1 protein-coding gene is annotated in these 818 nt (G+C 57.0%); it reads left to right on the forward strand.

Annotated elements, in window-relative coordinates; translation table 11 throughout:
- Positions 1-43: 43 nt before the first annotated feature.
- A protein-coding gene (locus XcyCFBP4188_RS22305; RefSeq protein ID WP_428977257.1) for an IS5 family transposase occupies positions 44-818 on the forward strand; the annotation gives its coding sequence in 2 pieces (ribosomal slippage) (positions 44-310 and positions 312-818; 774 coding nt annotated over the 2 pieces). This gene is flagged as partial in the annotation.

Here is an 818-nt window from a genome sequence, read left to right on the forward strand (position 1 = left end):
AGAACCTGTTCAAAGTCTGCCCGAAATATCCGATCATATGGAGATGAGAGCACGCTATCCCAGTGACATCAGCCGTGAGCAGTTTGAGCAGATCCGCGCTTTGCTTGAAGGTGCACGCAAGAAGACCGCGCCACGCAAGGTCGATTTGTACGAGGTGTTTTGCGCGGTGCTCTATCTGCTCAAGAGTGGTTGCCAGTGGCGGATGTTGCCCGAGACGTTTCCCAAGTGGCGCACGGTGCATGCGTACTTCCAGATTTGGAGCGAAGTGGATGAGCACGGAGTGAGCCTGCTGGAGCGGGCGTTAAAAAAATCAGGTTGGCGCGGCCCGCGAGAAACTGGGGCGCAACGCATGCAGCAAGTTCTTGATCGTCGACGCGCAGAGCGTGAAGAACACGGACACGGCGAGTCAGAAAGGCTATGACGCAGGCAAGAAAGTTGCCGGAATCAAGCGGCACATCGCCGTAGACACGCAAGGCTTGCCGCACGCCATTGCGGTGACGACGGCGGAGGTGACCGATCGTAAGGGTGCGCTAATCGCGCTTGAACACGGCAAGCCGAGTTTGAAGCGTGTCAAAAGCTTACTGTGCGATGGCGGCTATGTCGGTGAGCGGTTTGCGCAGGGAGTGCGCGAGAGCTTGGGCAAGACGGTCAAAGTGCAGATCGCAAAGCGCAGCGAGCTGCACACCTTCAAGGTCATGCCCAAGCGCTGGATCGTGGAGCGCAGCTTTGCATGGTTAGAGAAGAACCGAAGGCTATGGAAAAATTGCGAGCGTCAACTCAACACCAGCTTGCAGATGATCCACCTGGCATTCCTGGCG

Source organism: Xanthomonas hortorum pv. cynarae (genome assembly GCF_002939985.1).
In the GTDB taxonomy this organism is placed as follows: Bacteria; Pseudomonadota; Gammaproteobacteria; order Xanthomonadales; family Xanthomonadaceae; genus Xanthomonas; species Xanthomonas hortorum_D.